This is a genomic window from Brevundimonas sp. AVps7 (assembly GCF_058681545.1).
The window spans coordinates 1615529-1641424 of record NZ_CM178742.1; the positions used below are offsets into that span (position 1 = coordinate 1615529).

Genomic DNA, 25896 nt, shown 5'->3' on the forward strand with positions numbered 1-25896 from the left:
CGCCCTAGGCCAGCATGGTGACGGGGTCTTCGATCAGCGGCTTGAAGGCCTGCAGGAAGCGGGCGCCGGTCGCGCCGTCGACCACCCGGTGATCGCAGGTGACGGTGACCGTCATCACGGTCGCCACCGTCAGCTGGCCATTCTTGACGACCGGCCGCTGTTCGCCCGCGCCCACGCTCATGATCGCGCCCTGTGGCTCGTTGATGATCGAGGAGAACGACTTGATGCCGAACATTCCGAGGTTGGACACCGAGAAGGTGCCGCCCTGGAACTCTTCGGGCTTCAGCTTCTTCTCTCGGGCCCTCTTGGCCAGATCCTTCGATTCTACAGCGATCTGCGACAGGGTCTTTGTTTCGGCCTTGAAGATGATCGGGGTGATCAGTCCGCCGTCGATCGCCACCGCCATTGCCACATCGGCGTTGTGGTGCAGAGCGATCCCCTCGGGCGAATAGCTGGCGTTGGCTTCCGGCACGGCCTTGAGGGCCATGGCGGCGGCCTTGATGACGAAGTCGTTGACCGAGACTTTCACCCCCGACGTCTCGAGCAGGGCATTGACCTTGGCGCGCGCCGCCAGAAGGGCGTCGATCTCGACGTCGATGGTCAGCGGGAAGTGCGGCACGTTCTGGATCGAGCCGACCATGCGGCGGGCGATGGCCTTGCGCATGCCGTCCAGCGGAACCAGGTCGTAGCTGCCGTCCGGAATACCCATGTCGGCGAGCGACTGGACCTTGCGAACCTCGATGCCCGAGGCGGCGGCTGCGGGCGCGGCGGCCGGGCGGGCTCCGCCCTTGCCGGCGGCCTCGACGTCGGACTTGACGATCCGGCCATGCGGGCCTGAGCCCTTGAGGCTCGACAGATCCAGACCGGCGTCCTTCGCCAGCCGACGGGCCAGCGGCGAGGCGAAGACGCGCTCGCCGGATTTCGCCGCTGCCGCAGCGGGCGCGGCCTTGGCGGGCGCAGGCGCGCTCGCGGCCGGAGCCGCGGCGGTTTCCGCCTTTGGAGCCTCGGCCCTGGCCGGTTCGGCGGCCTTCGGCGCGGGAGCGGCCGAACCGCCCTCCTCCGCCAGGCGCGCGATGGCGGTGTTGACCTTCACCCCCTCGGAGCCCTCGGCCACGAGGATGTCGGTGATCACACCCTCATCGACCGCTTCCACTTCCATCGTGGCCTTGTCGGTTTCGATCTCTGCGATCACGTCGCCGGCCTTGACCACGTCGCCGACCTTGACGTGCCATTTGGCCAGAACGCCCTCTTCCATGGTGGGCGACAGGGCGGGCATCAGGATGTCGGTCATGCTTCGCTCTTGGTCTCGGCGACGGTTTGATAGCCAGGGCCGGCGAGGGCCGCTTCCAGCCCGCTCAGCACCTGACGATAGGTTTCTTCCTCATCCAGCCCCTTGGCCGCATGATAGACGTGGGCGATGTTCCGGGCGGCGATGGCCAGGATGCTTCCGTAGGCCCGGGGGTCCTGGAAGGCGGGCTTGATCGCCATCACGGGTTCGCCGCGCGACCACCAGAAGCGCAACATCTCGACCGAATCGGGATCGGAGGCGACGCTGTCCGGGACAGTCAGCTGGAACTCGGACGGCTCGCTGGTCACGCCATCACCGCCTTCACGGCCGCGACGATCTTGTCGACGCCCGGCAGGGACAGGACTTCCAGGTTGGCGGCGTAGGGCAGCGGCACGTCTTCCTGGTGCACGCGCAGCGGCGGCGCATCCAGATAGTCGAAGGCGTGTTCGATGACCCGGGCCACGACCTCGGCGCCGACGCCCATCGGGCCCCAGCCTTCCTCGGCCGAGACGAGGCGGCTGGTTTTCTTCACGCTGGCGACGATGGTGTCGTGATCCAGCGGGCGCAGGGTGCGCAGGTCGATGACCTCGCAGGAGATGCCCTCGGCCTCCAGCTGCTCGGCGGCCTGAAGGGCGAAGCCGACCATGCGGGCATGGGCCGTGATGGTCACGTCCTTGCCTTCGCGGCGAACCCTGGCCTTGCCGATCGGGACGACATAGTCCTCGACGTCCGGCACATCAAACTCGATGCCGTACATCATCTCGTGCTCGAGGAAGACGACAGGGTTCGGGTCCCGGATCGCGGCCTTGAGCAGGCCCTTGGCGTCGGCGGCGTCATAGGGGGCGACGACCTTCAGGCCGGGAACCTGGGCGTACCAGGCGGAATAGTCCTGGCTGTGCTGGGCGCCGACGCGGCTGGCTGCGCCGTTCGGGCCGCGGAACACGATGGGCGCCCGGATCTGGCCGCCGGACATATACAGGGTCTTGGCGGCCGAGTTGATGATGTGGTCGATCGCCTGCATGGCGAAGTTGAAGGTCATGAACTCGACGATGGGGCGCAGGCCCGACATCGCCGCGCCGACGCCCAGTCCGGCGAAGCCGTGCTCGGTGATCGGGGTGTCGACCACGCGGCGGTCGCCGAACTCCTGCAGCAGCTCGCGGCTGACCTTGTAGGCGCCCTGGTACTGGGCGACTTCCTCGCCAATCAGGAAGACGTTCTCGTCCCGGCGCATTTCTTCGGCCATGGCGTCGCGCAGGGCGTCGCGCACGGTCGTCTTGACCAGCTTCGTGCCTTCCGGGAACTCCGGATCGCGCAGCTCGACCTTCGGCGCGGCCGACGGCGCGGCGGCCTTCGTCTCGGGTTCGCCCGAGGCTTCGGCGGCAGGCGCCTCAGCCTTCGGCGCCGGCGCGGCCGCACCGGCTTCACCGGCCATGCGCGCGATCGGCGTGTTGACCTTCACGCCCTCGGAGCCTTCGGCCACCAGAATCTCGGCGATCTCGCCCTCGTCGACGGCCTCGACCTCCATCGTCGCCTTGTCGGTCTCGATCTCGGCGATCACATCGCCTGCCTTGACCGTGTCGCCCGCTTTCACGTGCCACTTGGTCAGATTGCCCTCTTCCATCGTGGGCGACAGCGCCGGCATCAGGATGTCGGTCACGCTGCGGTCTCCACATAGACGTCGGTATAGAGTTCGGACGGATCGGGCTCAGGGCTCTCCTGGGCGAACTGGACCGCCTCGGCGACGATCTGTTTGACCTCGGCGTCGATGGCCTTCAGCTCGTCCTCGGTAGCCTTTGCCTGTTCGAGCAGCATCTTGACGTGGTCGATCGGGTCGCGGGTCTTCTTGACCTCGTCGACCTCGTCCTTGGACCGGTATTTGGCCGGATCCGACATCGAGTGACCGCGATAGCGATAGGTCTTCACTTCCAGGATGAAGGGCCCGCCGCCCTCGCGGGCGCGCTTCACGGCGCGTTCGACCGCGTCCTTGACCGCCAGCACGTCCATGCCGTCGACCTGTTCGCCCGGAATGCCGAAGCTCGCGCCGCGCATGTAGAGCTCGGTCGTCGACGACGAGCGCTCGATGCTCGTGCCCATGGCGTACTGGTTGTTCTCGATGATGTAGATGGCCGGCAGCTTCCATAGCTGGGCCATGTTGAAGCTCTCGTAGACCTGACCCTGGTTCGAGGCGCCGTCGCCGAAGTAGATGAAGGCGACCGAGTCATCGCCGCGGTATTTGCCGGCGAAGGCAAGGCCGGTGCCCAGCGCCACCTGGGCGCCGACGATGCCGTGACCGCCGTAGAAGCCGGTCGGCACGTCAAACATGTGCATCGACCCGCCCTTGCCCTTGGACGAACCGCCCGAGCGACCGGTCAGCTCGGCCATGACCTCTTTCGGGTCCATGCCGGCGGCCAGCATGTGGCCGTGGTCGCGATAGCCGGTGATGATCTTGTCGTGGCCCTGTCTGACGCTCTCCTGAACGCCGACGGCCACGGCCTCCTGGCCGATGTAGAGGTGACAGAATCCGCCGATCAGACCCATGCCGTACAGCTGGCCTGCCCGCTCCTCGAAGCGGCGGATCAGGACCATCTCGCGATAGTACCTGAGCAGATCCTCCTTTGACGCCGTCGGCGCATTGGGAATCTTGGCGGACCCTTTGGAATCCGTGGTCTTCTGGGCGGCTCTCGCCATCCGGCATCTCCCGGTGGAGCCCATGGCGAAACGCGCCGTGCGGGCCTCTTGTCGTTACGGAAAGCGGCTGTAGCAGCCTTCGTTCCCCAAAGGCAAAGCACGCTACCTGGGCTGTAACAAGAGTTCAGGAGAGGTTTGCGCTCGCAGTGGTTGGCGCGGCGGCGACGGTGCGGACTACATAGTCGCGCGGATCGCTGAAACCGAGCACGGCGCGGGCCCGCTCTTCCAGCAGGTCACGCGACAGGCTGCCGGTGCGCAGGTAGCGAACACGAACCTCGAGGTCCGCGCGCTGTTCGGTCAGGGTGGTGAGTTGGGCCTCGCGCTGGGCCAGCCGCGCATCGCGCGCCGCGCCGCTGAGGAGTCCGCGTTCGCCCGTCAGCGCCTGGACCCCCAGATACATGACGAGCAAAAAGAGGAACGCAGACAACGAGTAGGGCTTCATCCGTTCGGGCAATACGAACGCTCCTTCTGAGCGTGGTCACAGTTGATCGTTTGTGACCGGAAATGCCTAACAAACCCTAGCTTTGCCGTAGAATTACGTGTTTTGCGGTGAAGGGCGGACGTCGATGACGCCCGCCCCTCTCTGCCCCTATTTCAGCAGCATGCCGTCGCCGTAGTAGCTCGCCTGGTCGCCCAGCAGTTCCTCGATGCGGAGAAGCTGGTTGTACTTGGCCGTCCGGTCCGAACGGGCCAGGGAGCCGGTCTTGATCTGACCGCAGTTGGTGGCGACGGCCAGGTCGGCGATTGTGGAATCCTCGGTCTCGCCCGAGCGGTGGCTCATGACGGCCGTGTAGCCGGCGCGGTGGGCCATATCGACGGCGTCCAGGGTCTCGGACAGGGTGCCGATCTGGTTGACCTTGATCAGGATGGAGTTGGCCAGGCCCTCGCCGATTCCGGCCGCGAGACGGGCCGGGTTGGTGACGAACAGGTCGTCGCCGACGATCTGGACGCGTTCGCCCAGAGCATCCGTCAGCAGCTTCCAGCCCTCGAAATCGTCCTCGGCGCAGCCGTCCTCGATCGACACGATCGGGAAGCGTTCGCACAGGTCGGCGAGATAGGCGACCATGCCTTCTCCGCCCAGGATCTTGCCTTCTCCGGCCATGTTGTAGGCCCCGTCCTTGAAGAACTCGGTGGCGGCGACGTCGAGCGCCAGATGGAAATCCTCGCCCGCCAGATAGCCGGCCGCCTGGCCCGCCTTGGTGATGAAGCTCAGGGCTTCCTCAGCCGAGGCCAGGTTCGGGGCGAAGCCGCCCTCGTCGCCGACGTTGGTGTTGTGGCCGGCGTCCTTCAGCTGCTTCTTCAGGGCGTGGAAGATCTCCGACCCCATGCGCAGGCCTTCGGAGAAGCTCTCTGCGCCGGTCGGCAGGATCATGAACTCCTGGATGTCGATCGGATTGTCGGCGTGGGCGCCGCCGTTGATGATGTTCATCATCGGGGTCGGCAGGACGCGGGCCGAGATGCCGCCGACATAGCGGAACAGCGGCAGACCGACTGAGATGGCGCTGGCCTTGGCCACCGCCAGCGACACGCCGAGAATGGCGTTGGCGCCCAGACGGCCCTTGTTCTCGGTGCCGTCCAGGGTGATCAGGGCCTCGTCGATCCGACGCTGGTCCTCGGCGTCCATGCCGGACAGGGCGTCGAAGATCTCGCCGTTGACGGCGTCGACGGCGTTCTGGACGCCCTTGCCGCCCCAGCGTTCCTTGTCGCCGTCGCGAAGTTCGACAGCCTCGTGCGCGCCGGTCGAGGCGCCCGAGGGCACGGCCGCTCGACCGAAGCTGCCGTCATCCAGGACCACATCCACCTCGACCGTGGGGTTGCCCCGGCTGTCGAGAATCTGGCGGGCGACGATGTCGGCGATGTCGGTCATGGGGAGGCTTTCGGTGCGAGGGAGTGCAGGCGTCGGGCTTTAGCGCGACGCCTGCGAATCGCCAACCATCGGCTGACGAGGCGTTACGAGCAGCCTTCGACCAGCTGGATGGCCGGGCCGCCCACGTGGACGATCGAGACCCTGCCCTCTCCGTCGATCTCGTAGCGAACACCGCGCGCGGCGGCGTCATCGACCCAGGCGCCCGCGGTGGACGGACCGCCGCTGGCCCAGACGAAGATGTCCTCGGCGGGCGGCTCGGAGTATTTATGCGGGGTGGCGACGGCCAGGGGGCCATAGGCGGCCTTGATGGCGGCGGCCGTATCGCCGACGCCGAAGCCGCGATCGGTCTTGAGCGTCGAGGGCGAGGCCACCGAGATCCGGGTCAGGACGCCGTCCTGGATCATCACCAGCACGCCCTCGGGCGCACGGGCCGGACGCCACTGGTCGCAGACCTCGGGCTCGGCCCCGCCGACCGAATTCGGGTCGCTGTCGTCGCCGAGGGCCGTGACGACCTCGGCGCGTGTCATGCCGATCCGCAGCGGACCATAGCCGCCGGCCGTCAGGGCGTTGGCGTCAGGCGCGGGCGTGGTCGGCGCCGTCGTTGCGGGGGTTTCAGGCGCGGATGCGGGCGGCGTGGCCTCGGGCTGGCCGCAGGCGGCGAGCAGCAGGGCGACGGCTGCGGTGGCGGTTAGGGTGCGGATCATGGAGACGCTCCTCGACGGTTGAGGCGCCATAAACGCACGAAAACGGCGCGCGGGTGAACCGCGCGCCGTAAACTTCAGAGTTTCGTCTCGAGACCGGAGCCCGGCCTCGCCTAGAAAACTAGTCTTCCTTGGGCGTCAGGACCTGGCGGCCGCGATAGGTGCCGGTCTTCAGGTCGATGTGGTGCGAGCGACGCAGTTCGCCCGTGTCCTTGTCCTCGGTGTACGGGTTCGTACCCAGGGCGTCGTGGGCGCGGCGCATGTTGCGACGCGAGGGCGATACTTTGCGCTTAGGAACGGCCATGTCCGTCTCGATCTCGTATACGGCGCCGGTTCCCGGGAGGGCCTGACGCAAAAAACAGAAGCGGCGGCCCTTCGAAAGAGCCGCCAGCGAGCGCGGGCTTATGCCTCAAGCCGGACGGAAGTTCAACCCTCCCGACGCATCTGCCAGCGAGACCGTTGGAGACCGTAATAGAGGCTGTCCATCCACTGTCCGCCGATATGCCAGGTCGCCTTCGCCTCGCCGGTCCTGACGAAGCCCAGCCGCTCCAGCAGCTTGATCGATGCGGCGTTGTTCGGGTCGACATCCGCAGTGAGGGTGTCGAGGTCCGTCGTGGCGAAGACGTGATCGATCACGGCGCCGAGGGCCTCGCTCGCCAGTCCCTGCCCCCAGACGTCGGGATGCAGGATATAGCCCACGTCGGGCGCCTTCCAGCAGCCGGCCTTGCCGACGACGCGACCACTGTATTCGACGACAAAATCCGCCGCGCCCGCCGCCGTATTGGCGATCATCCCCTCCAGCCAGACGCGCGACTGTTCGATGTCCTCGTGCGGCGTCGTCGACCACCAGCGCATGGCCTCCGGGTGCGACAGAACGGCGTGGATGGCGTCCAGATCATCAGATTGCGCGGGGCGGAGAACGAGACGCCCGGTGCGGATCGTCGTCATCCCAGGGGCTTCTCAAGGATGATGAAGCTCAGGTCGTCCCGCAGCGGCAGCCCCATGCGCAGATCATCGTAGGGAAACGGCGCGGTCTCGCCGGTCGGGACGTAGCCCAGCCGTTCGTACCAGGCGATCAGGGTCTGTCGCTGGGGAAAAACCTGGATTCGGGACCGTCGGGCGCCAAATCGCTCGACCATGGCCGATTCGGCCGCAGCGACCATGCGCCCGCCCAGGCCCGAGGCCTGTAGCGTCGGGCGCACCGACAACATCCCGAAATACCCTGCCTCGTCCGACAGCTTCAGAACCCGCACGCAGGCGACCAGCCCGGATCCGTCCCAGGCCGTGAGCAGGAACTGATTCGGATCGGCGATGATGACGCCCAGTTCCTCCGCATCGGTTCGCTGCCCGCCCAGCAGGTCGGCCTCGGTGGTCCAGCCGGCGCGCGAGGCTTCGCCGCGATAGGCGCTTTCGATCAGGCCGTGCAGGGCCGGGATGTCCGACGCCTCGGCGTCGCGGATCAGGAGCTCAGTCATGCTCAAGCATTGCCGCAACCGCCTCACCGATCGCAAGTGAGCTCGTCAGGCCCGGGCTCTCGATGCCGAACAGGGCCACCAGCCCCACGATGCCGTGGTCGTCCCTCCCGCGCAGCTGGAAGTCCGGCTGAGGCTCTCCGGCCCCATGCAGTTTCGGCCGGATGCCGGCGTAGTCCGGCGTCAGCGCGCCGTCGGGCAGGCCCGGCCAGAACCGGCGGATATAGGTCGCAAACCCCTCGGCCCGGGCCGGATCGACAGAATAGTCCTCGGTCTCGACGTATTCGAGGTCCGGTCCGAACACCGCCTGCCCGCCCAGATCCTTGCGATAGTGGGTGCCCAGCGCCCCCGCGATCGGCGGCGGATAGATCAGCCGCTCGAACGGCGCCTTGCCCGTCAGCCGGAAATAGACGCCCTTGCCGAAATGGCCCTTTGGAATGTGGTCGGTCGGGAAGCCCTCGATCTTCGCGGCGACATCCTGCGACGACAGGCCGGGAGCGGTGACCAGAAGCCGGCAGGTCAGGGTCGCTCCGCCCTCTCCGCCCGCCGTGATGCGGAACCCACCGCCCCGCAGGGGCTCGGCCCGCTCGAACGGCGTCGAGACCACGACCGACCCGCCGCCGTCCTCGATCTCGCCTTCCAGCGACAGCATATAGTCGTGGCTGGCGAACAGGCCGCTCTCGGGCGACAGGATGGCGGCGTGGGCGTTCAGTTCGGGCTCCATCGCCCGCGCCTGTTCGCCCGTCAGATGCTCCAGCCCCTCGACGCCGTTGGTCGTCGCCTGCTGGAATATGGTCTCGATCAGCCCGACCTCGTCCGCCTTCGTCGCCACAACCAGCTTCCCGCATTTGCGGTAGTCGATCTTGTGACTGTCGAGGTAGGCGTAGAGCGCCCGCCGACCCTCGACGCAGTACTTCGCCTTCAGCGATCCGGTCGGATAGTAGAGCCCGCCGTGGATGACCTCGGAGTTCCGCGAGGACACCCCCTGACCGATGTGCGGTTCCTTCTCGAGCACGAGCACCGTCAGCCCCCGCTTCGACAGCGCCCGTCCGCAGGCAAGGCCCACGGCCCCTGCCCCCACCACGACCGCGTCGAAGTCGAACCCCGTCATTTCGGCCTGCCGTACCGCCGCGCCGCCTCGTCCTCGAAACTGCCGATCAGCGAGGAGACCGCCCGGTCGAAATTGGCCTGCAGCGCCGCATTCAGCAGCGGCGACCTGAAGGCGAAGTCGATCATGAACTCCAGTCGCGTACCCTCGGGAATCGCGTGGAAAGTCCACCGGTTCTTCAGGTGCCGGAACGGCCCGCGCAACAGCCCGACCTCGACGGACGGCGCATTGGTGTCATGCCGGACCCAGGTCGAGAACCGCTCCTTCAGGAACGAGAATCCAACGGCCGCCTCGGCGTCCAGCAGGGACACGCCAGGGCTTTCCTCCCGCCGGTTCCACACCCGCATCGCCGTCACCCATTTCACGAAACGCGGATAGGCCTCCACGTCCGCCACCAGATCGGCAAGCTGGGCGGGCGTCCAGGGCAGGATGCGGGTGACGCGGTGGACGGCCAAGCGGCGGTCAGCGTCCGGTCTGGGCCAGACGCGCCGCCTTCAGCCGGGCGAAGTCGTCCCCGGCATGGTGCGACGAGCGGGTCAGGGGCGAAGACGACACCATCAGGAAGCCCTTGGCCCGGGCGATCGCCTCATAGGCCTTGAACTCTTCGGGCGTGACGAACCGGTCAATGGCCGCGTGTTTGCGGGTCGGCTGCAGGTACTGGCCGATGGTGATGAAGTCGACGCCGGCGGACCGCATGTCGTCCATCACCTGCATGACCTCCTCCTTGGTCTCGCCCAGACCCACCATGATCCCCGACTTGGTGAACTGGTTGGGGTCGCGCTCCTTGACCATCTGCAGCAGGCGCAGGGAGTGGAAGTACCGCGCGCCCGGTCGGATCTTCAGATAGAGCCGCGGCACGGTTTCCAGGTTGTGGTTGAACACGTCCGGGGTCGCATCGATCATGACCTCGGCCGCGCCGTCCTTGCGCAGGAAGTCGGGCGTCAGGATTTCGATGGTGGTGTCGGGCGCCTGGAGGCGGATCTGGCGCACCACCTCGGCGAAATGGGCCGCACCCCCGTCCGAGACATCGTCCCGGTCGACCGAGGTGATGACCACGTGGTTCAGGCCCAGCTGCGACACCGCCAGCCCGACCTTGGCCGGCTCTTCCGGATCGAGCGGCTGGGGCAGGCCCGTCTTGACGTTGCAGAAGGCGCAGGCCCGCGTGCAGGTGTCGCCCATGATCATCAGGGTGGCGTGCTTCTGGCTCCAGCACTCGCCGATGTTCGGACAGGCGGCCTCCTCGCAAACGGTGACCAGCCCTTTGGAGCGGACGATCTCTTTCGTGGCGTTGTACTGGCCCGATCCCGGAGCCTTGACCCTCAGCCAGTCGGGCTTGCGCAGCACGGCGGTCTCGGGCCGGTTCTGCTTTTCCGGGTGACGCAGGTCTGACGGTTTGCGCGTCAGGGTGTCGATGAGGGTGACCATCGAGGCGGGCCGGGCTCCAGGAACTTGAACAGGGTATGTCGTCGTTCCGCCTTCGGAAGGCAAGTCACGGGGTGTGACGGTGTGCGCGGACGCCCGACTGCCGAAAATGGACCGGCCCTTAAACAGACTCGCTCAACGGACGCTAAGGGTGGAAAGCAGTCATCCGGGGTGTCTGCGTTCAGAAGTAGATGCAGCCTTAATCTCGGTCATCACCCTCTCCACGCCTCCTCTCGATCAGCTCTTTAACCTGAGTATGAATCTCCTCCCGCCTCGCGTCGGCCAGCGCCGTGTAGACGGCGTTGCGCTCAGCATCATTTTGAGCCGCGTGAACGCGGGCGGATTCTTCTTCCGTGAGATCAAACTCGACTTCGACAGGCTCGTCGTCCGGATAGTTTGGATGAGTGAAGCCGAGGCCGAGCTTGTACGACGGTTTGTACATCCGGAACTGGAGTTCCTTGCCGGTAAGATCGACCGGGTTCGCAGTCTCCGTTTGGGCATCCCATTCCTTCAATCGCATCTTTTGCGTGAAATCGATGCCTTTTAGCGCTTCGAGGCCGGGAGATTTGGCTCTCTCTCGGCTTATCAAGGCAGACCCAGGTCGATAGGGGACTGGACGGGCCTGATAGTTGGTCACGCCCCAAGCCAGTAGTTGTCCGCCCCAAAAGTTGAGGACGTTGGTCAGAGCAATATCCACGTCCCGCTCGACGCCGTCAGAACAGGTGGCAAGCACAACGGTTCGCGCGTCCGGATAGCGACCCTGATCGTCCTCATACAAGACCACGACGCTGACCTCTTGCAGATCCTCAACCCTCGACACTAACGGCGTGCCGATAGGGTCGTCTGACGTTAGCGCGTGATGTTTCGTCGTGTTCGCGATGTTGGCAATCAGCCGATAGTCAGGACAGGCAGCGTAGACATCGCGCCATGTCATCTTGTTTGGCGCGGTGAGGTGCTCTCTGAAGTGAAAGAGTACGCTGGCGCACTGGACGGCAGTTCTCAGATGACGGAAGCGCCCACTCGTTTCAGCCTCGCGCTCTCCGACGTAAGCCTCGTAAGAGGCAACGACATTTTGATAGAAGTAGACTGCTAAATTCTGGAACATCGGAGAACCATATTTGCATACAGCACTGGTCGCACAATGGGTTCGATTGGGGACACAGTCGATCATTGCGCTGTGCTCCGACGTCCGCAAAGGGTCGAAAGCGGAAGTTGGCCCGAGCCTGGGATCGGCGCCCGTGAGACATTAAGGCTTGCACCCCGTGCACCCCAAAGCCTCACGCCGTGTAACGCATCTTTTCATCGTGGCGTCGCTTAACTAGTTTGCGCGCCTGACAGCGAGGGGGCGACGCCAATGCCCTCCGGAGGAGACGCGTATTGCTTAGGCCCGGCCTCGACCCATCGGCAGGCGAAGAATCCCTGTTCGACGCCCTGATCGCGGCGCGCGCCAGATACGGCGACAAGGAAATCCTGGAGGACCAGGACCGGAAGCCCCTCACCTACACCGGCCTGATCCGCGCAGCCTTCGTCCTGGGCCGCAAGATCGCGGCCATGACCCAGCCTGCCGAGCGGGTCGGCATCCTGCTGCCGTCGTCGATGGGCGTCGTCGTGACCTTCTTCGGCCTGCACGCCTTTGGTCGCGTGCCGGTGATGCTGAATTTCACCTCCGGCGAGCGGAACCTGAAGGCGGCGATCCAGGCGGCGGGCGTGAAAAAGATCCTGTGCGCCCGACGCTTCGTCGAACAGGCCAAGCTCGATGAGCTGATCGTCCAGCTGGAGACGGTCGCCGAGATCGTATGGCTGGACGACGTCCGCGCCACCATCGGCCTGCAGGACAAGCTGTTCGGCCTGATGGCCGGCATCGCGCCCAAACGCTTCCGGATCCGCACGAAACCCGAAGATCCCGGCGTGGTTCTATTCACCTCCGGCAGTTTCGGCGCGCCCAAGGGCGTGCTGCTGAGCCAGAAGAACCTCGTCGCCAATGCGCGTCAGGTGAACGCCCACATACCGCTCGATCCGGACTGGGTGATGTTCAATCCCCTGCCGACCTTCCACTGCTTCGGTCTGACCGGCGGCGTTATCCTGCCGATCCTGAACGGGCTGAAGACCTTCCAGTACCCCTCCCCCCTGCATGGCAAACAGATCGTCGCCCTGCTGGCCGAGGTGAAGGCCTCCATCCTGTTCGCGACCGACACCTTCCTGAACCAGTGGGCGCGCGTCGCCTCGCCGGACGATTTCCGCACCCTGCAGTTCGTGGTTGCCGGCGCCGAGCGGGTCCGCGACGAGACCCATCACCTGTTCAACACCAAATTCGGCGGCGTGAAGCTGCTGGAAGGCTATGGCGCGACCGAAGCGGCTCCCGTGGTCGCGGTGAACCATCCCGACCGCAACCGGCCCGGCACCGTCGGCCAACTGCTGCCCGGCATGGAGGCGCGTCTGGAGGCCGTCGAGGGCATCGCCGAGGGCAAACGCCTGTTCCTGCGCGGCCCGAACGTCATGGCCGGCTATATGTCGCCCGACGATCCGACGAAGATCGACCCTCTGGACGGCGGCTGGCACGACACCGGCGACATCGTCGATATCGATCCGGAGGGCTATATCGCCATCCTCGGGCGGGTGAAGCGGTTCGCCAAGATCGGCGGAGAGATGGTCTCCCTCAGCGCCGTGGAGGGTCTGGTCCAGGCCGTCTGGCCCGAGCAGCGGCACGCGGTCATCTCGATCGCCGACAGCCGCAAGGGCGAGAAGCTGGTCCTGGTCACCGAGCGCAGCGACGCCGACGTCGGCAAGATCGCCGAATGGGCCCGAGCGCACGGGGCTCCGGAGCTGGCCGTGCCCAAGAAGATCGTCAGGGTTCGCGAACTGCCGGTGCTGGGCACGGGCAAGACCGACTATGTCGCGATCCAGTCGCTGGTGGATCTGGCCGAGGCGGCCTGATCCCGCCATGTCAGCGGCCTGAGAATATTTTCTTGTCTCGCTCTTGCGGAGGCGAGAGGCCGCAACCATCTGCGTGGCCGGGTCTTTGAAAACCGTATCCACAAGTGTCCGCGCCGTCCGCTCCAGGCGGGATGCCAGCCTGAAGTATTCTGCGTAAGTCGCGGATTTTGGATGGAGTTCGAACCGGTTCGTCCGTTTCGTCCGTTTCGTCCCCCTGTTTTTCGTCCGGACGAACGGACGTAATCAGCCGATCCGCACCCCCGTCATCGAGATCGAGCCACCTTCGATCACGTCGTTGAAGAAGGCGACCGGTTCGCCGGGTTCGGCCTGGGAGGCGACATAGAGCAGCGGCAGATAGTGCTCATCCGTCGGCACGCTCAGTTGCGCCTCCTCGGCCAGGTCGACCCAGTCGATCAGGGCGTCATGATCGCCGCGCTCGAAGGCCGATTTCACCGCTTCGTTGAAGCTGTTTGCCCACGGATAAGCCTCACCGCCGTCCCGCTTCCAGGTCCGCAGATTGTGGACGAAGTCGCCGCTGCCGGCGATGACATAGCCCTCGTCGCGCAGGGGCTTCAGCCGCCTGGCCAGATCATAGTGCTGGCGCGCCGTCAGGTCGCGGTTGAGCGACAATTGAACGACCGGCACGTCCGCCTCCGGCCAGACATGGACCAGCACCGACCAGGTGCCGTGATCCAGTCCCCACATCTCGACGGGTTGCGCGCCGACCAGCCCGGCCACCCGCCGGGCCAGCTCGGGCGACCCCGGCGCCGGATATTGCATCGCGTGCAGTTCCGGGCCGAAGTTACCGAAATCATGGATGGTTTCAGGCCGCTCCTGCGCCGTCACGCCGAGCCCGTGCGTCTCCCAGTGGGCCGAGACCATGACCACGCCTTTCGGCTTGCCGATGGCCTCGCCGACCGCACGCCAGACGTCCGCATAGGGACCGCCCAGGGCGTTCATCGGCGAACCGTGGCCAAAGAAGACGGCGGGCTGGCGCATGGCGACGGGCTTCCTGCGTATTGAAACAACTACAGTAGCAGATGTGGCGATGCAGGCGCGCCGTTCAAGCCCCGGGCTGTCTGATGGGGCAGAGGCCTCCGTACAGCGAGGCCTCCTCGGGGACCCGCTGGCCCCGCCCCGCCCGGAACCGATGCTCCACCGTCACGGCCTGCTGCTCGATGTTCAGCTCATCCCAGCCGCACGGGGCCTTGGGATAGCCATAGACCGAGGGCCCGTCCCCTGCCCTGATCTTCCCGGCCAGCAGGTTCACCCCCTGCTGAGCCTGCCAGACATGAACCAGTTCGTGGATCAGCACGGCCTGAAGGCTCACCGGCGCCACGGCGAAGTCCGCAGGCAGGCTCCGCCCCGGCCACAGGACCCAGTCCCGCCCGAACCATCGCCCCGGCACAAAGGCCCGATCGAACGGCCACGGTGTGGGGGCCAGCCGGATGGTCTCGAACTCCAGCGCCTGCCCGAACTCGCTCCGGGCCAGCCGTTTCTCGCCTTCGGTCAGAGCCCTCATGGCGTGCCGTAACCCGCCGAGGCCCCGGTCCACTCCCAGTGCCAGGGCTCGTAGATATAGGGCACGAAGCCGAACCGCCCGGCGTTCTTGACCAACCAGCGATAGGTGGCCCCTTGGGTCATATGCTGGCGGCTCTCCGGATGGGTCGAATCGACGCCCATCCCCAGCAACTGGCCGACATAGAGATCTACCGCCGTCCCGGTCCTGTGGGGCGAACAGACCGCCCGCCTCAGCCCGTCGCAGTTCCGCTCCGCCGCACACCGCGCCGCATCCGCCTCCGGATCGCGGAAGCCGGAGAAGATCTGCAGCAATTCCGGATCGTTGCGGACCTCCGGAACCTCGGCCCGGGCTGCGGCGACCATGCGCCGATAGGAAGCCAGCACGTCGCGCCTCAGGAGCCGGGTCAGCCGGTCGGCATGCTCCTCGGGCGCCTCCAGATAGCCGAGCTCGCGCAGCGGCGGCGGATCGGGGCACTCATCGCGCACCCGCGCCATGACGAACGGCCTTCGCTCCTGCAGCACCCCCTTCAGGACCTCGAAGGTCGCTTGATCGAAGACCCCGGTGGCCGGCAGCGCGTACCGCGCCTGGAAGGTCGCCAGGGCTGCGGCGAAGTCGGAGGCGCCCGGCTCGCAGTCCGTACCCAGTTCATTCTGCAGCAGGGGCAGATAGGCGCCCCAGCCCACCTCCGTCGCCCCGAACGGGGTCCACTCCAGCGAGTAGAGGGAGATGGCGTTGGCCACCGCCTGATCGGCCCAGACCTGCCGCTGGGTCTCGCACCGCCCCTGGGCCAAGGCGGCGTTGGGCAGACCCCAGGCCAGGGCCGCCGCCACGATCAATCCCGCCATCCCCATGCGCATCAGGAGAGGAAGCCTCACCGTTGCGGCGCAAGCAAGGCCCCTCTCCCGTCGCGATCAAAACTGGCATGGTGAGCCGTCGCCGAGTCGAGGCGCCGCCGCTGGATCTCCGCATGTCCGACACCTCCAGGTCGCCCCGCCGCAGCAACGGCGTGCTCGCCGCCTTCTCCTCGGTCTGCCTGCCCCTGGCCGCCTTTGGGGTGGCCCTGCCGGTCACCCTGCCGGAGTTCTACGCCACCCACGTGGGGCTGGAGCTGGGGGTCGTGGCGGCGGTGTTCATGGCGGTGCGCCTGATCGACATCACCTTCGACCCGTTCATCGGCTGGGCCATGGACCGGACGAAGACGCGGTTCGGCCGCTATCGCCCGTGGATGGTCGCCTCGACGCCGATCCTGATGCTGGCGGCCTTCATGATGTTCGTGGTGGTCCAGCCGGGCGCGGGGCCGGTCTATCTGTTCGCCTGGCTGCTGGTTCTCTATCTCGGCTTCTCGATGGGGACCCTGGGCCAGCTCGGCTGGGCCTCGGTCCTGGCGCCCGAGTACGACCAGCGCAGCCGGGTCTATGGCTGGTGGCAGGTGTTCAACATCGTCGGGGTGATCCTGATCCTGATCCTGCCGACGGTAGTGATCCAGACGGGCATCGGGAACTATGTCGACGGCGTGCGGATCATGGGCTGGGCCATCCTGATCGCCCTGCCCGTCACCATCGCCCTGGCCCTGTTCGTCGTGCCGGAGCCGGTCAACGCGGGCGCCGCGCCGCACGGCGGGCTGGGCGCCTATCTGGAGCTGTTCAAGCGCAAGGCGGTCAGGAAGCTGCTGCTGGCCGACGTAGTGCTGGGCGTCGCGCCGGGGATCACGGGGTCGCTGCTGTTCTTCTTCTTCGGCCAGATCAAGGGTTACGACCACACCCAGGCGTCGCTGTTCATGCTGCTGTATTTCGTGGCCGGCCTGATCGGGGCCCCGTTCTGGGCCTGGCTGGCGACGCGGATCGGCAAGGACAAGGCCCTGGCCGTGGCCAGTCTGGTGTTCGCGGCCTTCTACATCGGGGCGACCCTTGTCCCAGGCGGCAACTTCGCCGTGACGGCGGCGGCCATGTTCATCGCCGGGCTGCCCTATGCCGCGGGCCTGTTCCTGCTGCGGGCCATGATGGCGGACGTGGGCGACGAGGTCAGGCTGGAGACCGGGGTGGACCGGACCGGGCTGATGTTCTCCATCCTGTCGGCGACGACCAAGGTCGGGCACGTCGTGGCCCTGATCCCCTATCTGATCCTGCAGTGGGTCGGCTTCCAGGCCATCGCGCCGGCGGGGGGAAACAGCGAGAGCTCGCTGCTGATCCTCCAGATCCTGTTCATCGCCCTGCCCGGACTGCTGCTGGCCAGCGCGGCCCTGCTGCTGAAGAACTACCCGCTGACGCCGGCCCGGCATGACGAGATCCGGCGCGAGCTGGAGGCCCGGGACGGGACCGCCGCATGACCCCGACCGACCGGCTCAAGGCGATCATGGTCCGGCTGCGCGACCCCAACGGCGGCTGTCCCTGGGATGTCGAACAGACCTTCGCGACCATCGCCCCCTATACGATCGAGGAGGCCTATGAGGTCGCCGACGCCATCGAGCGGGGCGACATGGGCGAGCTGAAGACCGAGCTCGGCGACCTGCTGTTCCAGGTCGTCTTCCATGCCCGGATGGCCGAGGAACAGGGTCTGTTCGCCTATGACGACGTGGCCGAGGCCATGTGCGACAAGCTGGTCCGGCGCCATCCCCATGTCTTCGCCGACGAGGATCCGCAGATCTCGGGCCCGGCCCAGAAGCTGCGCTGGGAGGACATCAAGGCCGCCGAGCGGGCGTCCAAGGCCCAGCATGGCGTGCTGGACGATGTGCCCGTGGGCCTGCCCGCCCTGCACCGCGCGGCCAAGCTGACGAAGCGGGCGGCGCGGGTCGGGTTCGACTGGCCCAGTACGGATGAGGTCTTCGACAAGCTGGACGAGGAGGTCGCCGAGCTGAAGGCCGAGATCGCCGCCGGGGACCTGGACAAGGCCCGCGAGGAGATGGGCGACCTGTTGTTCGTCGTCGCCAACCTGGCCCGGAAACTGGGGGTCGAGCCGGAGGACGCCCTGCGCGGGGCCAACGCCAAGTTCGTGCGGCGCTTCTGCTTTATCGAGGCGGAACTGGCGAAGGCCGGGCGGACGCCGGACCAGTCGGATCTGGCCGAGATGGACGGTCTGTGGGACGCGGCCAAGGCGGCGGAGCGGGCCTGATCGTCAGGGAGAAATGGACTCTGTCCGGACCGGGTGCAGAGAGTCCGATTCCTGCGAGGCCGTCTCGGAAGTTTGCCCTATGGCATTTAAATCGTTAACGTTCGCGTCCTCCGCCGCGACCAGCCTCAGCGGCTCGCGTCTGGACTCCAGCAAGGGCGGCGTGATGTCGGGCAGGTCGGCCATGACCTCGGAGCGGGCGCGGTCGGCGAGGCTGTCGTAGACGCGCATCCAGGTCGAGGCCTCGGACGCGCGCCCCATGCCCAGGGCCCGGCGGATGTTCAGGAAGGCCTCGGCGGCCAGGTCGGCGAAGCTGACATTGTCGTCGGGATGGTATTCGCCGAACTCGGGCGGCGCCTCGCATCCGGGCTGGTCCATGCGCCGCCAGCCCCCGACCCGCGCATGCTGCCGGAAGGAACTCAGCGACATGCCGTACCGCTGGCAGACGGTCGTCGCCTTCACGCCCGCGAGATACTCCCGCCGGGCATGGTCCCAATAGTCGCCGCCGAGACCGTCGAGGTCGGCGGGGTTGAGTTGCGTGCTGGAGGTCATGCCGGGCAGTCTGGCATGCGGCTACGTCAGAACCGGTCGCGGGCCATCTGCGAATGTTACTTGACGTGAGTGTAGCTTTTCGGGAATCCTCTTGCAGGTCGTCCAGAGGAGTCGCCGTGTCTGTCTTTCAAACCCAACTTGAGACGGCTTTCCCGCCCTCGACCGACGCGGCCGTCATACTAGGTGTACGGCAGGGGGTCCTGCTGGCGAACGCCGCCCTTGAAAACGAATTGTTCCTTTCGACCCCGGTGGGCAAGGACTTGCGCGGGCATCTACGGCGCGCAGCAGTGCTGTTCCGAATCCACGAGCTCTGTAAGACGGGCGATCTGCCATTCGATGCTTCGATCGATCGCATGCCCAAAGGCGGCGGCCACTGGGTGGAACTTCGGTCCGCCAATTACCGTGCCCATATCTGCCGCACGGACGGCCCTGCCGCCTTCCCCGAAGACACGCCCACGCGGCAGGATCAACGGCTCTCCAACCAACTCGACCTGTTCGCCGACAATATCGTGCTGCTCCCCGGCATGAGGGCGTCGGTCGAAAGCTATGCTTGGCTTACCTTCGGCGTCGATGGCCCTGGTCTGGCCCACGTGTGTTGGGGCATGCCCAAGGCATCGCGGGACGAGTGGCTGGCGCGGATCAATGTCATCGAGCGTGCGGCCCGTAACGCTACCCCTGCCGCGCACGCTGAGACGCCCACGGCCGCGATGCGCCTTCGCTTCCGCGAGCACATTGAGGAATCGCTGCAGAAGGGCGAGGACAGCGGCGAAGCAATGAAACCTGAGTGAAAAATATGAGTAGCGGTGTGGGGACCGAACGGCAGACCGCTAAGCCCATTCCGGAGAGAATCCGTGAGGCCCGTGAAGGGCGGGGCTTCAGTGCGGAGGACTTTGCAGAGCGCTTGGGCGTCACACGCCAAGCCGTCGCTCAGTATGAGACCGGCCAAGCCTCTCCTAGCGGAGAGGTGATGAGGAAGATCGTGGCCGAAACCGCTCAGCCGATGGCGTTCTTCGCGACGGTGCCGGCCCGTGCGGGTGAACCAAAGTCGCCGTTCTTCCGCAGCCTGAAGCGAATGGAACAGCAGGAGCGCAAGCGCATTATTCGCCGCCTTCAGTGGGCCGGCGACATTGCGACAATGGTCGGACGGTTTGTCGATCTGCCACCGCTTAGCCTACCGGCGGTGTGGTTCGATGCTGATCGCGACGATGTCGATGAGATCGAGGCTGCGGCCGAAGCTCTGCGGGATCACTGGAACCTTGGTCGCGGGCCAATTCGTGATTTGGCGCACGTTCTTGAACGACACGGCGTTATCTTGGTCCGGGAGCAAGTCCAATGTGCTGACATGGACGCGGTTAGTTGCTGGATCGGTGGACGAGCATTCATCCTGCTGTCGGCCGAGGTGACAAGCGGACCTAGAGACAAGTTCAATCTAGCGCATGAGCTGGGGCATCTCGTTATGCACTCGGATGTCGAGATCACGATCGATAATCTCGACCGAATCGAGCGCCAAGCCAATCGCTTCGCCAGTGCATTCCTTTTGCCGGCGGAGTCGTTCAGCAGGGAAGTGCTAGGCACTTCGATAGACTATTTCCTCGCCCTCAAGGAGCGGTGGGGAGTCGCAATCGCGGCTATGGCCTACCGGTGTCGGGATTTGAACATCCTGTCTGAGAACCAATTTTCCTACATTTTCCGCCAGATGAACGCGCGGAAGATTCGGAAGGTCGAGCCATTGGATGATCGCTTTCCGGTGGCAAAGCCGAACGTGCTGCAACAAGGTATCGAGATGCTGGTCGAGCACGGCGTGTTCACACGCGACCAGATTGAGAGCTCGCTATGTATGAACATGTCCGACGTCGAGGCATTGGCGGGCGTTGAACCTGGCTACTTAGATCGGCGGGTGATTAAGCTCCAGTTCTCCAACCAGAACGAGAGAGTTGGTGGCGATGAGTGATTGCAAAAGGTCGTAGTAAGAGTCGATCGAGAGGGCGGCGAACCGCCCTCACCTCCATTTGCAATCGCTCCATCGGCTATGGGGGCAGCGCCTACTGATTGCGGATCCCGAAGGGAATGTGGACGCAGGGCGTGCTTTCAGAGGCAGGTTCGAGATGGCCAATCTGATCATCAAAGAAGATCTGCGGCTTGAGGACGTCGAGGATATTTTTCTTCTCGATCCCACCCGTCAGGAACAGCTCATCCGGCTCGATGTTCAGGTTCTTCATCGTGTTCAAAAGTCGCTCATGAGCCGGTGCGTTTCGCGCGGTCACAATGGCTACCCGAACCGCTTTTGACGGGTCGTTGACCTTCCGGCTGTTGTCGCGCTCCATCGTCTGGATCGCTGAAATCTGCTGCAGAAGAGGCATCAGAGGTCCATCTTTCAGCGGCCGGTCCTTATTGGCGACTTCGTAGTGGTGGAACAGCGGAAGACCGCCGTCGGCGTATTTTGACTCCGCCTCATCGTCGACCAGCACGCCATCGAAGTCGAAGGCGATCCGGAGTTGATTGTCCTCGTCGTCGTCCTTGGCGGCGCACGGCAAAACATGACCCGCCGGATAGCCTTGAGCGATCGCGTCCTTCACCTCGTCCTTGTTCGTGCTCAGGTACAAACAAGCGTTGACCGACTTCATGTACGGATAAGGTGCCGAGCCGGAGAGGAAGAACGAGCGGGTGATGTCCAGACCGTAGTGAGGCATCGCATTCATCATTCTTCGCCCGGCCTCGGGATCGTTTCGGGAAAGCATGACGACTTCCACCGGGCTCTGCTCAGGGAAGAGCTTGTTGAGGTGCAGCAAGCGTCGAATGAAGGGAAAGGCGGCTCCCCGCTCAGGAGGCGTTGACGCATGGTCCGCTTGGTATTTGCGGAAGGCATCGAGTCCTTCGTCCAGGAATATTTGATGTTCCTTCGTCAGGTCGAAGAGAGCGGTAGAACTGATGCCGACCACCAGCTTCTTTTCAATCGGATAAGCCATAGCTTGCACATGGGAACGAGAACCACGTTCGACAACCTGAGGTACTACGTGCCGAACTGCCGCTCGAACCGCCCCATCGCCTGCGGGTCGAGCCGCACGGTCAGCAGCATCCGCCCCTCATCGTCCGTGTCGCGCGCCGTGACCCGGCCGTGCTCGTAGAGCCAGGCGAGGGCCTCGCCCTGTGAGGGCTGGAGGATCAGTTCGGTCTCGGGGTCGTCGTCGATCAGGTCGGTGATGGCCTGGCGCAGGGTCTCGATCCCCTCCCCGGTCCAGGCGGAGACGGCGACCGAGGCATTGCCCGAGCGGGCGGCCTGGCCCTCGACCTCTTCGCGGGCCTCGGGGTCGAGCAGGTCGGTCTTGTTCCAGACCTCGAGGATGCGGCGCGGCTTGCCCTCAGGCTGTTCGATCTGTTTCAGGACATCTTCGACGTCCTTCGCCTGGGCGGCGCTGTCGGCCGAGGCGATGTCGCGGACGTGCAGGATCAGGTCGGCCTCGCCCACCTCTTCCAGGGTCGCGCGGAAGCTCTCGACCAGTTCGTGCGGCAGGTCGGAGATGAAGCCCACGGTGTCGGCGATGATGGCCGGGCGGCCTTGCGGCAGGCGGATGGTGCGCTGGGTCGTGTCGAGGGTGGCGAACAGCAGGTCCTTTGCGAGGACCTCGGAGCCGGTCAGACGGTTGAAGATCGTCGACTTGCCGGCGTTGGTGTAGCCGACCAGGGCGACGGCGGGGAACGGGGCCTTCTTGCGCTGTTTCCGGTGCAGGCCGCGCGTGCGGCGGACCTCCTCCAGTTCGCCCTTCAGCTTGACGATGCGGTCGGCGATCAGGCGGCGATCGAGCTCGATCTGGGTCTCGCCGGGGCCGCCGGTCGAGCCGGTGCCGCCGCGCTGGCGTTCCAGGTGGGTCCAGGTGCGAACAAGGCGGGACTTCTCGTAGTCGAGCCGGGCCAGTTCGACCTGCAGCTTGCCTTCCTTGGTCCGGGCGCGACGGCCGAAGATCTCGAGGATCAGGCCGGTGCGGTCGATGACCTTGCAGTCCCATTCCTTTTCCAGATTGCGCTGCTGGACCGGGGTCAGGTCGAAGTCGATGACGGCGGCCTCGGCCTCGGCGGCGCGGATCAGGGCGGCCAGTTCCTCGACCTTGCCGGCCCCGAAGAGGGTCGCGGGCGTGGTCTTGCGCAGACGCACGATCTCCTCGGCGCGGACGTCGAGGTCCAGGGCCCGGGCGAGGCCGGCGGCCTCCTCCAGACGCTCCTCGGCCGGACGCGAGGCGCGCTCGCCCAGGTCGGGATGGATGACGACCGCGCGGATCAGCGGGACGGAATGGTCGATGAGTTTGGAGTTCAAAGGGTCTCTGTTGGTTGGGGACTGGCTGTTGCTAGATGGGCGGTTTGGCCGCCAAATCAACGGCCCAGGTTCGCCCAACCCACCGTGCACCCCGGCGAAGGCCGGGGTCCAGATCACACTCCGAGGCGGCATGGATCAATGCCCGGCTTCTTTGACGAGCAGCCGAATCCGCCCTCTGGACCCCGGCCTGCGCCGGGGTGGACGGAGAAAGAGAGCCCTCAGTCCTCGTCGGCCTCGGGTTCGTACAGCTGCACGGGCGCCGACGGCATGATCGTCGAGATGGCGTGCTTGTAGACGAGCTGGGACTGGCCGTCGCGACGGAGCAGCACACAGAAGTTGTCGAACCAGGTCACGATGCCCTGCAGCTTGACGCCGTTGACGAGGAAGATGGTCAGCGGGGTCTTGGTCTTGCGGACGGAGTTGAGGAAGGTGTCCTGAAGGTTCTGACGCTTGTCTTGCGACATGGCAGGTTAATCCTGTTCTTTCTTGGTTTTCACCGCGTCGGGGAGGATCGCGGGTCCGGATCGAACGCCCGGCCCGCACACCTTAGCCCCCGGCGCTCGCGCGTCGCAACAGTCGCGGTAACCGATTTCATCGCGTGATGGATTTCGCGCGAGCGACAACCGCAAGGCGGTGTCCGGTAGCGGTCAGACCGAGTCCCGCTTGGCCTCTTCCAGATAGCGGGCGCGGAGCCGGGTTGCGATCGGGCCGGGCTTGCCGTCGCCGATCTTCACGCCGTCGATCGAGACGGCCGGCATGACGAAGGCGCCGGCGGCGGTGAAGAAGGCTTCCCTGGCCTCCTTGGCCTCGTCGACGCTGAAGGGGCGTTCGTCGAGCTCGATCCCCTCCTCCTCGATCATCGCCATGATGGCCGTGCGGGTGATGCCCTTGAGGATATTGGCCTGGGTGTCGCGCGTGCGCAGCTTGCCGGACTTGTCGATGATCCAGGCGTTGGTCGAGGAACCCTCGGTGACCAGACCCATCTCGTCGACCATCCAGGCCTCATAGGCGCCCTTGTCGCGGGCCGCCTGTTTGGCGAGCACGTTGGGGAGAAGGCCGACGGTCTTGATGTCGCAGCGGCCCCAGCGGATGTCGGGATGGGTGACGACGGCGACGCCCTTGGCGGCCTGGGCGTCGGACTTGCGAGAGCTCAGGGACTTCGAGGTAACCACGACGCTGGGCGGGGTGCCGGGCGCGGGGAACGGGTGGTCGCGCCGGGCCGTGCCGCGGGTGACCTGCAGATAGACGATGCCGTCGCGGACGCGGTTCCTGCGGATGGTTTCCTTGAGCACGCGGGTCAGGGATTCGACCGACATGGGAATGTCGATCCGCAGCTCGTTGAGGCTGCGGTGCAGACGCGTCATGTGGCCTTCGAAATCGGCCATCCGGCCGTCGAACACCGACCAGACCTCATAGACGCCGTCGGCGAACTGGAAGCCGCGATCCTCGACATGGATCGTCGCCTCGGAGTGGCGCTGATAGACCCCGTTCACATAGGCGACGCGCGACATCAGTCGATGCTCCCTTCGTCTTCTTCCCCGCCGCGCGAGGGCGACACGCCCAGCGATTTGAGTTTGCGGTGAAGGGCTGACCTCTCCATGCCGATGAAGGCGGCGGTGCGCGAGATGTTTCCGCCGAACCGCATGATCTGCGCCGCCAGATATTCGCGCTCGAACACCTCGCGGGCCTCGCGCAGAGGCAGGGCGATGGTGCGTTCGGCGCCCATCCCTCCCCCGCCGGTCGACGCCACTTCCTGGGGCAGCATGTCGGCAGAGATCGGGTCGTTGAGGTCGCCGGTCGCCAGGATCAGCAGCCGCTCGACGTTATTGCGCAGCTGGCGAACGTTGCCCGGCCAGGGGTGGACCTGGAGCACGGCGATGGCGTCGTCGCCCAGCCGGCGGCGCGGCAGGCCCTGCGACACGCTCAAGGTCTCGATGAAATATTCAACCAGTTCGCCGATGTCCTCGCGGCGTTCCGACAGGGGCGGGACGCGGATGGGGACGACGTTGAGGCGGTGGAACAGGTCCTCGCGGAAGCGGCCTTCGGTGATCTCGGTCTTCAGGTCGCGCGAGGTCGAGGTGACGACGCGGACGTCGACCTGGACGTCCTGTTCGCCGCCGACGCGCCGGAAGCGCTGTTCGACCAGGACACGCAGGATGCGGCTCTGGCTCTCGCGCGGCATGTCGCCGACGTCGTCGAGGTAGAGGGTGCCGTTGTGGGCGCGTTCGAAGACGCCGATCTTGCGCGGACGGCCGTCGTGACCCTCCTCGCCGAACAGCTCCAGATCGAGGCGTTCGGGGGTCATCCCGGCGGCCGAGATGGCGACGAACTCGCCCTTGGCGCGGGGGCTGGCCTCGTGGATCTGGCGGGCGACCAGCTCCTTGCCCGAGCCCGGAGGGCCCGAGATCAGGACGCGGCTGTTGGCCGGCGCGACCTTGACGATGTTTGTGCGCAGCACCTGGGCGGCGGCCGAGCGACCGATCAGACCGGTGGGGGTCATGGCCACGGCGCGCAGGCGGCGGTTCTCGCGCTTCAGCTGGGCGGATTCCAGGGCGCGTTCGATGACGACGACGAGGCGGTCGGACTTGAACGGCTTCTCGATGAAGTCATAGGCGCCGCGCTTCAGGGCGCTGACGGCCGTCTCGATATTGCCGTGGCCGGAAATCATGACGACGGGCAGGTCGGCGTCGAGCGTCTTGACCAGGTCGAGCAGCTCCAGCCCGTCCATGCCCCCGCCCTGCATCCAGATGTCGAGGACGATCAGGCTGGGCTTGCGGGCGCGGATGCCGGCCAGGGCCTCTTCGGAGCTGGAGGCGACGCGCACGGCGTGGCCCTCGTCCTCGAGCAGTCCCGAGACCAGGTCGCGGATGTCGGCCTCGTCGTCTACGACCAGGATATCGGCTCCGGTGGAACGCATGACGCCTCGCT

Annotated in this window: 28 protein-coding genes and 1 pseudogene; 6 read left to right on the plus strand and 23 right to left on the minus strand. The window is 65.8% G+C overall.

The genetic code is table 11. The features are described from left to right. Positions 1 to 4: 4 nt before the first annotated feature. From ACW17Y_RS07955 to ACW17Y_RS08020, 14 genes are all read right to left on the minus strand, one after another. Positions 5 to 1291 (minus strand): pyruvate dehydrogenase complex dihydrolipoamide acetyltransferase, encoded by a 1287-nt coding sequence (locus ACW17Y_RS07955; protein ID WP_492038196.1) that lies wholly within the window; start codon positions 1289 to 1291, stop codon positions 5 to 7. Then, positions 1288 to 1596 (minus strand): DUF5076 domain-containing protein, encoded by a 309-nt coding sequence (locus ACW17Y_RS07960; RefSeq protein WP_492038197.1) that lies wholly within the window; start codon positions 1594 to 1596, stop codon positions 1288 to 1290. The genes ACW17Y_RS07955 and ACW17Y_RS07960 overlap by 4 nt, the downstream gene beginning before the upstream one ends. Beyond that, positions 1593 to 2945: a pyruvate dehydrogenase complex E1 component subunit beta gene (locus tag ACW17Y_RS07965; protein WP_492038198.1), complete on the minus strand. Its 1353-nt coding sequence runs from the start codon at positions 2943 to 2945 to the stop codon at positions 1593 to 1595. Before ACW17Y_RS07965 ends, ACW17Y_RS07960 begins: the two co-directional genes overlap by 4 nt. Next, on the minus strand, positions 2942 to 3976 hold the full coding sequence (gene pdhA / locus ACW17Y_RS07970; protein WP_492038199.1) for a pyruvate dehydrogenase (acetyl-transferring) E1 component subunit alpha: 1035 nt from the start codon (positions 3974 to 3976) through the stop codon (positions 2942 to 2944). Before pdhA ends, ACW17Y_RS07965 begins: the two co-directional genes overlap by 4 nt. Before the next feature lie 124 nt (positions 3977 to 4100). Continuing rightward, a complete protein-coding gene (locus tag ACW17Y_RS07975; RefSeq protein WP_492038262.1) occupies positions 4101 to 4418 on the minus strand; it encodes an FtsB family cell division protein in 318 nt (105 codons plus the stop codon). A 147-nt stretch (positions 4419 to 4565) separates the two neighbouring features. Next, a complete protein-coding gene (gene eno / locus ACW17Y_RS07980) occupies positions 4566 to 5843 on the minus strand; it encodes a phosphopyruvate hydratase (RefSeq protein ID WP_492038200.1) in 1278 nt (425 codons plus the stop codon). 83 nt (positions 5844 to 5926) lie between these two features. After that, positions 5927 to 6547: a hypothetical protein gene (locus tag ACW17Y_RS07985; RefSeq protein WP_492038201.1), complete on the minus strand. Its 621-nt coding sequence runs from the start codon at positions 6545 to 6547 to the stop codon at positions 5927 to 5929. A 118-nt stretch (positions 6548 to 6665) separates the two neighbouring features. Next, positions 6666 to 6848, minus strand: coding sequence for a 50S ribosomal protein L32 (gene rpmF, locus ACW17Y_RS07990; RefSeq protein ID WP_029416334.1), 183 nt, complete (start codon positions 6846 to 6848; stop codon positions 6666 to 6668). A 122-nt stretch (positions 6849 to 6970) separates the two neighbouring features. Next, positions 6971 to 7492 carry a GNAT family N-acetyltransferase gene (locus tag ACW17Y_RS07995; RefSeq protein WP_492038202.1) on the minus strand — a complete coding sequence of 174 codons (522 nt, stop codon included), beginning with the start codon at positions 7490 to 7492 and terminating at the stop codon, positions 6971 to 6973. Beyond that, positions 7489 to 8019 carry a GNAT family N-acetyltransferase gene (locus tag ACW17Y_RS08000; protein ID WP_492038203.1) on the minus strand — a complete coding sequence of 177 codons (531 nt, stop codon included), beginning with the start codon at positions 8017 to 8019 and terminating at the stop codon, positions 7489 to 7491. Before ACW17Y_RS08000 ends, ACW17Y_RS07995 begins: the two co-directional genes overlap by 4 nt. Then, entirely contained in the window at positions 8012 to 9127 is a 1116-nt protein-coding gene (locus ACW17Y_RS08005) for an NAD(P)/FAD-dependent oxidoreductase (RefSeq protein ID WP_492038204.1), read from the minus strand. Before ACW17Y_RS08005 ends, ACW17Y_RS08000 begins: the two co-directional genes overlap by 8 nt. Further along, positions 9124 to 9579: a type II toxin-antitoxin system RatA family toxin gene (locus ACW17Y_RS08010; RefSeq protein ID WP_492038205.1), complete on the minus strand. Its 456-nt coding sequence runs from the start codon at positions 9577 to 9579 to the stop codon at positions 9124 to 9126. Before ACW17Y_RS08010 ends, ACW17Y_RS08005 begins: the two co-directional genes overlap by 4 nt. A 7-nt stretch (positions 9580 to 9586) precedes the next feature. Next, positions 9587 to 10549, minus strand: coding sequence for a lipoyl synthase (gene lipA / locus ACW17Y_RS08015; protein WP_492038206.1), 963 nt, complete (start codon positions 10547 to 10549; stop codon positions 9587 to 9589). A 196-nt stretch (positions 10550 to 10745) separates the two neighbouring features. Beyond that, positions 10746 to 11717 (minus strand): hypothetical protein, encoded by a 972-nt coding sequence (locus tag ACW17Y_RS08020; RefSeq protein WP_492038207.1) that lies wholly within the window; start codon positions 11715 to 11717, stop codon positions 10746 to 10748. A 206-nt stretch (positions 11718 to 11923) separates the two neighbouring features. Here ACW17Y_RS08020 and ACW17Y_RS08025 point away from each other — a divergent pair, with 206 nt between their 5' ends. After that, complete coding sequence (locus tag ACW17Y_RS08025) at positions 11924 to 13480, plus strand: AMP-binding protein (protein ID WP_492038208.1); 1557 nt, start codon at positions 11924 to 11926, stop codon at positions 13478 to 13480. Between the two features lie 243 nt (positions 13481 to 13723). Here the strand turns inward: ACW17Y_RS08025 and ygiD are convergent, their stop codons facing one another. The 3 genes from ygiD to ACW17Y_RS08040 all read right to left on the minus strand — a co-directional run bounded on the left by ygiD (position 13724) and on the right by ACW17Y_RS08040 (position 15877). Then, entirely contained in the window at positions 13724 to 14479 is a 756-nt protein-coding gene (ygiD, locus tag ACW17Y_RS08030; RefSeq protein ID WP_492038209.1) for a 4,5-DOPA-extradiol-dioxygenase, read from the minus strand. A gap of 64 nt (positions 14480 to 14543) precedes the next feature. Continuing rightward, entirely contained in the window at positions 14544 to 15002 is a 459-nt protein-coding gene (locus ACW17Y_RS08035) for a hypothetical protein (protein WP_492038210.1), read from the minus strand. After that, positions 14999 to 15877 (minus strand): D-alanyl-D-alanine carboxypeptidase family protein, encoded by an 879-nt coding sequence (locus ACW17Y_RS08040; RefSeq protein WP_492038211.1) that lies wholly within the window; start codon positions 15875 to 15877, stop codon positions 14999 to 15001. Before ACW17Y_RS08040 ends, ACW17Y_RS08035 begins: the two co-directional genes overlap by 4 nt. 92 nt (positions 15878 to 15969) lie before the next feature. Between ACW17Y_RS08040 and ACW17Y_RS08045 the strand changes: the two genes are divergently transcribed. Beyond that, positions 15970 to 17328 (plus strand): MFS transporter, encoded by a 1359-nt coding sequence (locus tag ACW17Y_RS08045; RefSeq protein WP_492038212.1) that lies wholly within the window; start codon positions 15970 to 15972, stop codon positions 17326 to 17328. Next, on the plus strand, positions 17325 to 18110 hold the full coding sequence (mazG, locus tag ACW17Y_RS08050) for a nucleoside triphosphate pyrophosphohydrolase (RefSeq protein ID WP_492038213.1): 786 nt from the start codon (positions 17325 to 17327) through the stop codon (positions 18108 to 18110). The genes ACW17Y_RS08045 and mazG overlap by 4 nt, the downstream gene beginning before the upstream one ends. 3 nt (positions 18111 to 18113) lie before the next feature. On the opposite strand, the gene ACW17Y_RS08055 is transcribed toward mazG, so the two are convergent. Continuing rightward, entirely contained in the window at positions 18114 to 18659 is a 546-nt protein-coding gene (locus ACW17Y_RS08055; RefSeq protein WP_492038214.1) for a hypothetical protein, read from the minus strand. Positions 18660 to 18775: 116 nt separating this feature from the next. Between ACW17Y_RS08055 and ACW17Y_RS08060 the strand changes: the two genes are divergently transcribed. The 3 genes and pseudogenes from ACW17Y_RS08060 (at position 18776) to ACW17Y_RS08070 (ending at position 20610) form a co-directional block, all read left to right on the plus strand. After that, the gene (locus tag ACW17Y_RS08060) at positions 18776 to 19447 is read left to right on the plus strand and encodes a hypothetical protein (RefSeq protein ID WP_492038215.1); all 672 of its coding nucleotides are present in this window, start codon (positions 18776 to 18778) and stop codon (positions 19445 to 19447) included. Between the two features lie 5 nt (positions 19448 to 19452). Then, positions 19453 to 19581, plus strand: a pseudogene (locus tag ACW17Y_RS08065) (helix-turn-helix domain-containing protein); the annotation flags it as partial. Between the two features lie 45 nt (positions 19582 to 19626). After that, positions 19627 to 20610 (plus strand): ImmA/IrrE family metallo-endopeptidase, encoded by a 984-nt coding sequence (locus tag ACW17Y_RS08070; RefSeq protein WP_492038263.1) that lies wholly within the window; start codon positions 19627 to 19629, stop codon positions 20608 to 20610. A 91-nt stretch (positions 20611 to 20701) separates the two neighbouring features. Here the strand turns inward: ACW17Y_RS08070 and ACW17Y_RS08075 are convergent, their stop codons facing one another. The 5 genes from ACW17Y_RS08075 to ntrX form a co-directional block, all read right to left on the minus strand. Then, positions 20702 to 21625, minus strand: a complete 924-nt coding sequence (locus tag ACW17Y_RS08075; RefSeq protein WP_492038216.1) for a 5'-nucleotidase — start codon at positions 21623 to 21625, stop codon at positions 20702 to 20704. Between the two features lie 44 nt (positions 21626 to 21669). Further along, positions 21670 to 22968: a GTPase HflX gene (gene hflX, locus ACW17Y_RS08080; protein ID WP_492038217.1), complete on the minus strand. Its 1299-nt coding sequence runs from the start codon at positions 22966 to 22968 to the stop codon at positions 21670 to 21672. A 218-nt stretch (positions 22969 to 23186) separates the two neighbouring features. Next, the gene (gene hfq, locus ACW17Y_RS08085) at positions 23187 to 23432 is read right to left on the minus strand and encodes an RNA chaperone Hfq (protein WP_013269198.1); all 246 of its coding nucleotides are present in this window, start codon (positions 23430 to 23432) and stop codon (positions 23187 to 23189) included. Between the two features lie 183 nt (positions 23433 to 23615). Beyond that, complete coding sequence (locus ACW17Y_RS08090) at positions 23616 to 24479, minus strand: D-amino-acid transaminase (protein WP_492038218.1); 864 nt, start codon at positions 24477 to 24479, stop codon at positions 23616 to 23618. After that, positions 24479 to 25885, minus strand: a complete 1407-nt coding sequence (gene ntrX / locus ACW17Y_RS08095) for a nitrogen assimilation response regulator NtrX (protein WP_492038219.1) — start codon at positions 25883 to 25885, stop codon at positions 24479 to 24481. Before ntrX ends, ACW17Y_RS08090 begins: the two co-directional genes overlap by 1 nt. Positions 25886 to 25896: the final 11 nt, after the last annotated feature.

What these genes read in the sequence shown, in the direction of transcription:
- ACW17Y_RS07975 (WP_492038262.1), bottom strand. Translation starts at nt 4,418, where the DNA reads ATGAAGCCCTACTCGTTGTCTGCGTTCCTCTTTTTGCTCGTCATGTAT.
- ACW17Y_RS08070 (WP_492038263.1), top strand. Translation starts at nt 19,627, where the DNA reads ATGAGGAAGATCGTGGCCGAAACCGCTCAGCCGATGGCGTTCTTCGCG.
- lipA (WP_492038206.1), bottom strand. Translation starts at nt 10,549, where the DNA reads ATGGTCACCCTCATCGACACCCTGACGCGCAAACCGTCAGACCTGCGT.
- ygiD (WP_492038209.1), bottom strand. Translation starts at nt 14,479, where the DNA reads ATGCGCCAGCCCGCCGTCTTCTTTGGCCACGGTTCGCCGATGAACGCC.
- ACW17Y_RS08045 (WP_492038212.1), top strand. Translation starts at nt 15,970, where the DNA reads ATGTCCGACACCTCCAGGTCGCCCCGCCGCAGCAACGGCGTGCTCGCC.
- ACW17Y_RS08035 (WP_492038210.1), bottom strand. Translation starts at nt 15,002, where the DNA reads ATGAGGGCTCTGACCGAAGGCGAGAAACGGCTGGCCCGGAGCGAGTTC.
- ACW17Y_RS08000 (WP_492038203.1), bottom strand. Translation starts at nt 8,019, where the DNA reads ATGACTGAGCTCCTGATCCGCGACGCCGAGGCGTCGGACATCCCGGCC.
- ACW17Y_RS07985 (WP_492038201.1), bottom strand. Translation starts at nt 6,547, where the DNA reads ATGATCCGCACCCTAACCGCCACCGCAGCCGTCGCCCTGCTGCTCGCC.
- rpmF (WP_029416334.1), bottom strand. Translation starts at nt 6,848, where the DNA reads ATGGCCGTTCCTAAGCGCAAAGTATCGCCCTCGCGTCGCAACATGCGC.
- ACW17Y_RS08005 (WP_492038204.1), bottom strand. Translation starts at nt 9,127, where the DNA reads ATGACGGGGTTCGACTTCGACGCGGTCGTGGTGGGGGCAGGGGCCGTG.
- ACW17Y_RS07995 (WP_492038202.1), bottom strand. Translation starts at nt 7,492, where the DNA reads ATGACGACGATCCGCACCGGGCGTCTCGTTCTCCGCCCCGCGCAATCT.
- ACW17Y_RS08055 (WP_492038214.1), bottom strand. Translation starts at nt 18,659, where the DNA reads ATGACCTCCAGCACGCAACTCAACCCCGCCGACCTCGACGGTCTCGGC.
- hfq (WP_013269198.1), bottom strand. Translation starts at nt 23,432, where the DNA reads ATGTCGCAAGACAAGCGTCAGAACCTTCAGGACACCTTCCTCAACTCC.
- ACW17Y_RS08075 (WP_492038216.1), bottom strand. Translation starts at nt 21,625, where the DNA reads ATGGCTTATCCGATTGAAAAGAAGCTGGTGGTCGGCATCAGTTCTACC.
- mazG (WP_492038213.1), top strand. Translation starts at nt 17,325, where the DNA reads ATGACCCCGACCGACCGGCTCAAGGCGATCATGGTCCGGCTGCGCGAC.
- ACW17Y_RS07955 (WP_492038196.1), bottom strand. Translation starts at nt 1,291, where the DNA reads ATGACCGACATCCTGATGCCCGCCCTGTCGCCCACCATGGAAGAGGGC.
- ACW17Y_RS08090 (WP_492038218.1), bottom strand. Translation starts at nt 24,479, where the DNA reads ATGTCGCGCGTCGCCTATGTGAACGGGGTCTATCAGCGCCACTCCGAG.
- ACW17Y_RS08020 (WP_492038207.1), bottom strand. Translation starts at nt 11,717, where the DNA reads ATGATCGACTGTGTCCCCAATCGAACCCATTGTGCGACCAGTGCTGTA.
- pdhA (WP_492038199.1), bottom strand. Translation starts at nt 3,976, where the DNA reads ATGGCGAGAGCCGCCCAGAAGACCACGGATTCCAAAGGGTCCGCCAAG.
- ntrX (WP_492038219.1), bottom strand. Translation starts at nt 25,885, where the DNA reads ATGCGTTCCACCGGAGCCGATATCCTGGTCGTAGACGACGAGGCCGAC.
- eno (WP_492038200.1), bottom strand. Translation starts at nt 5,843, where the DNA reads ATGACCGACATCGCCGACATCGTCGCCCGCCAGATTCTCGACAGCCGG.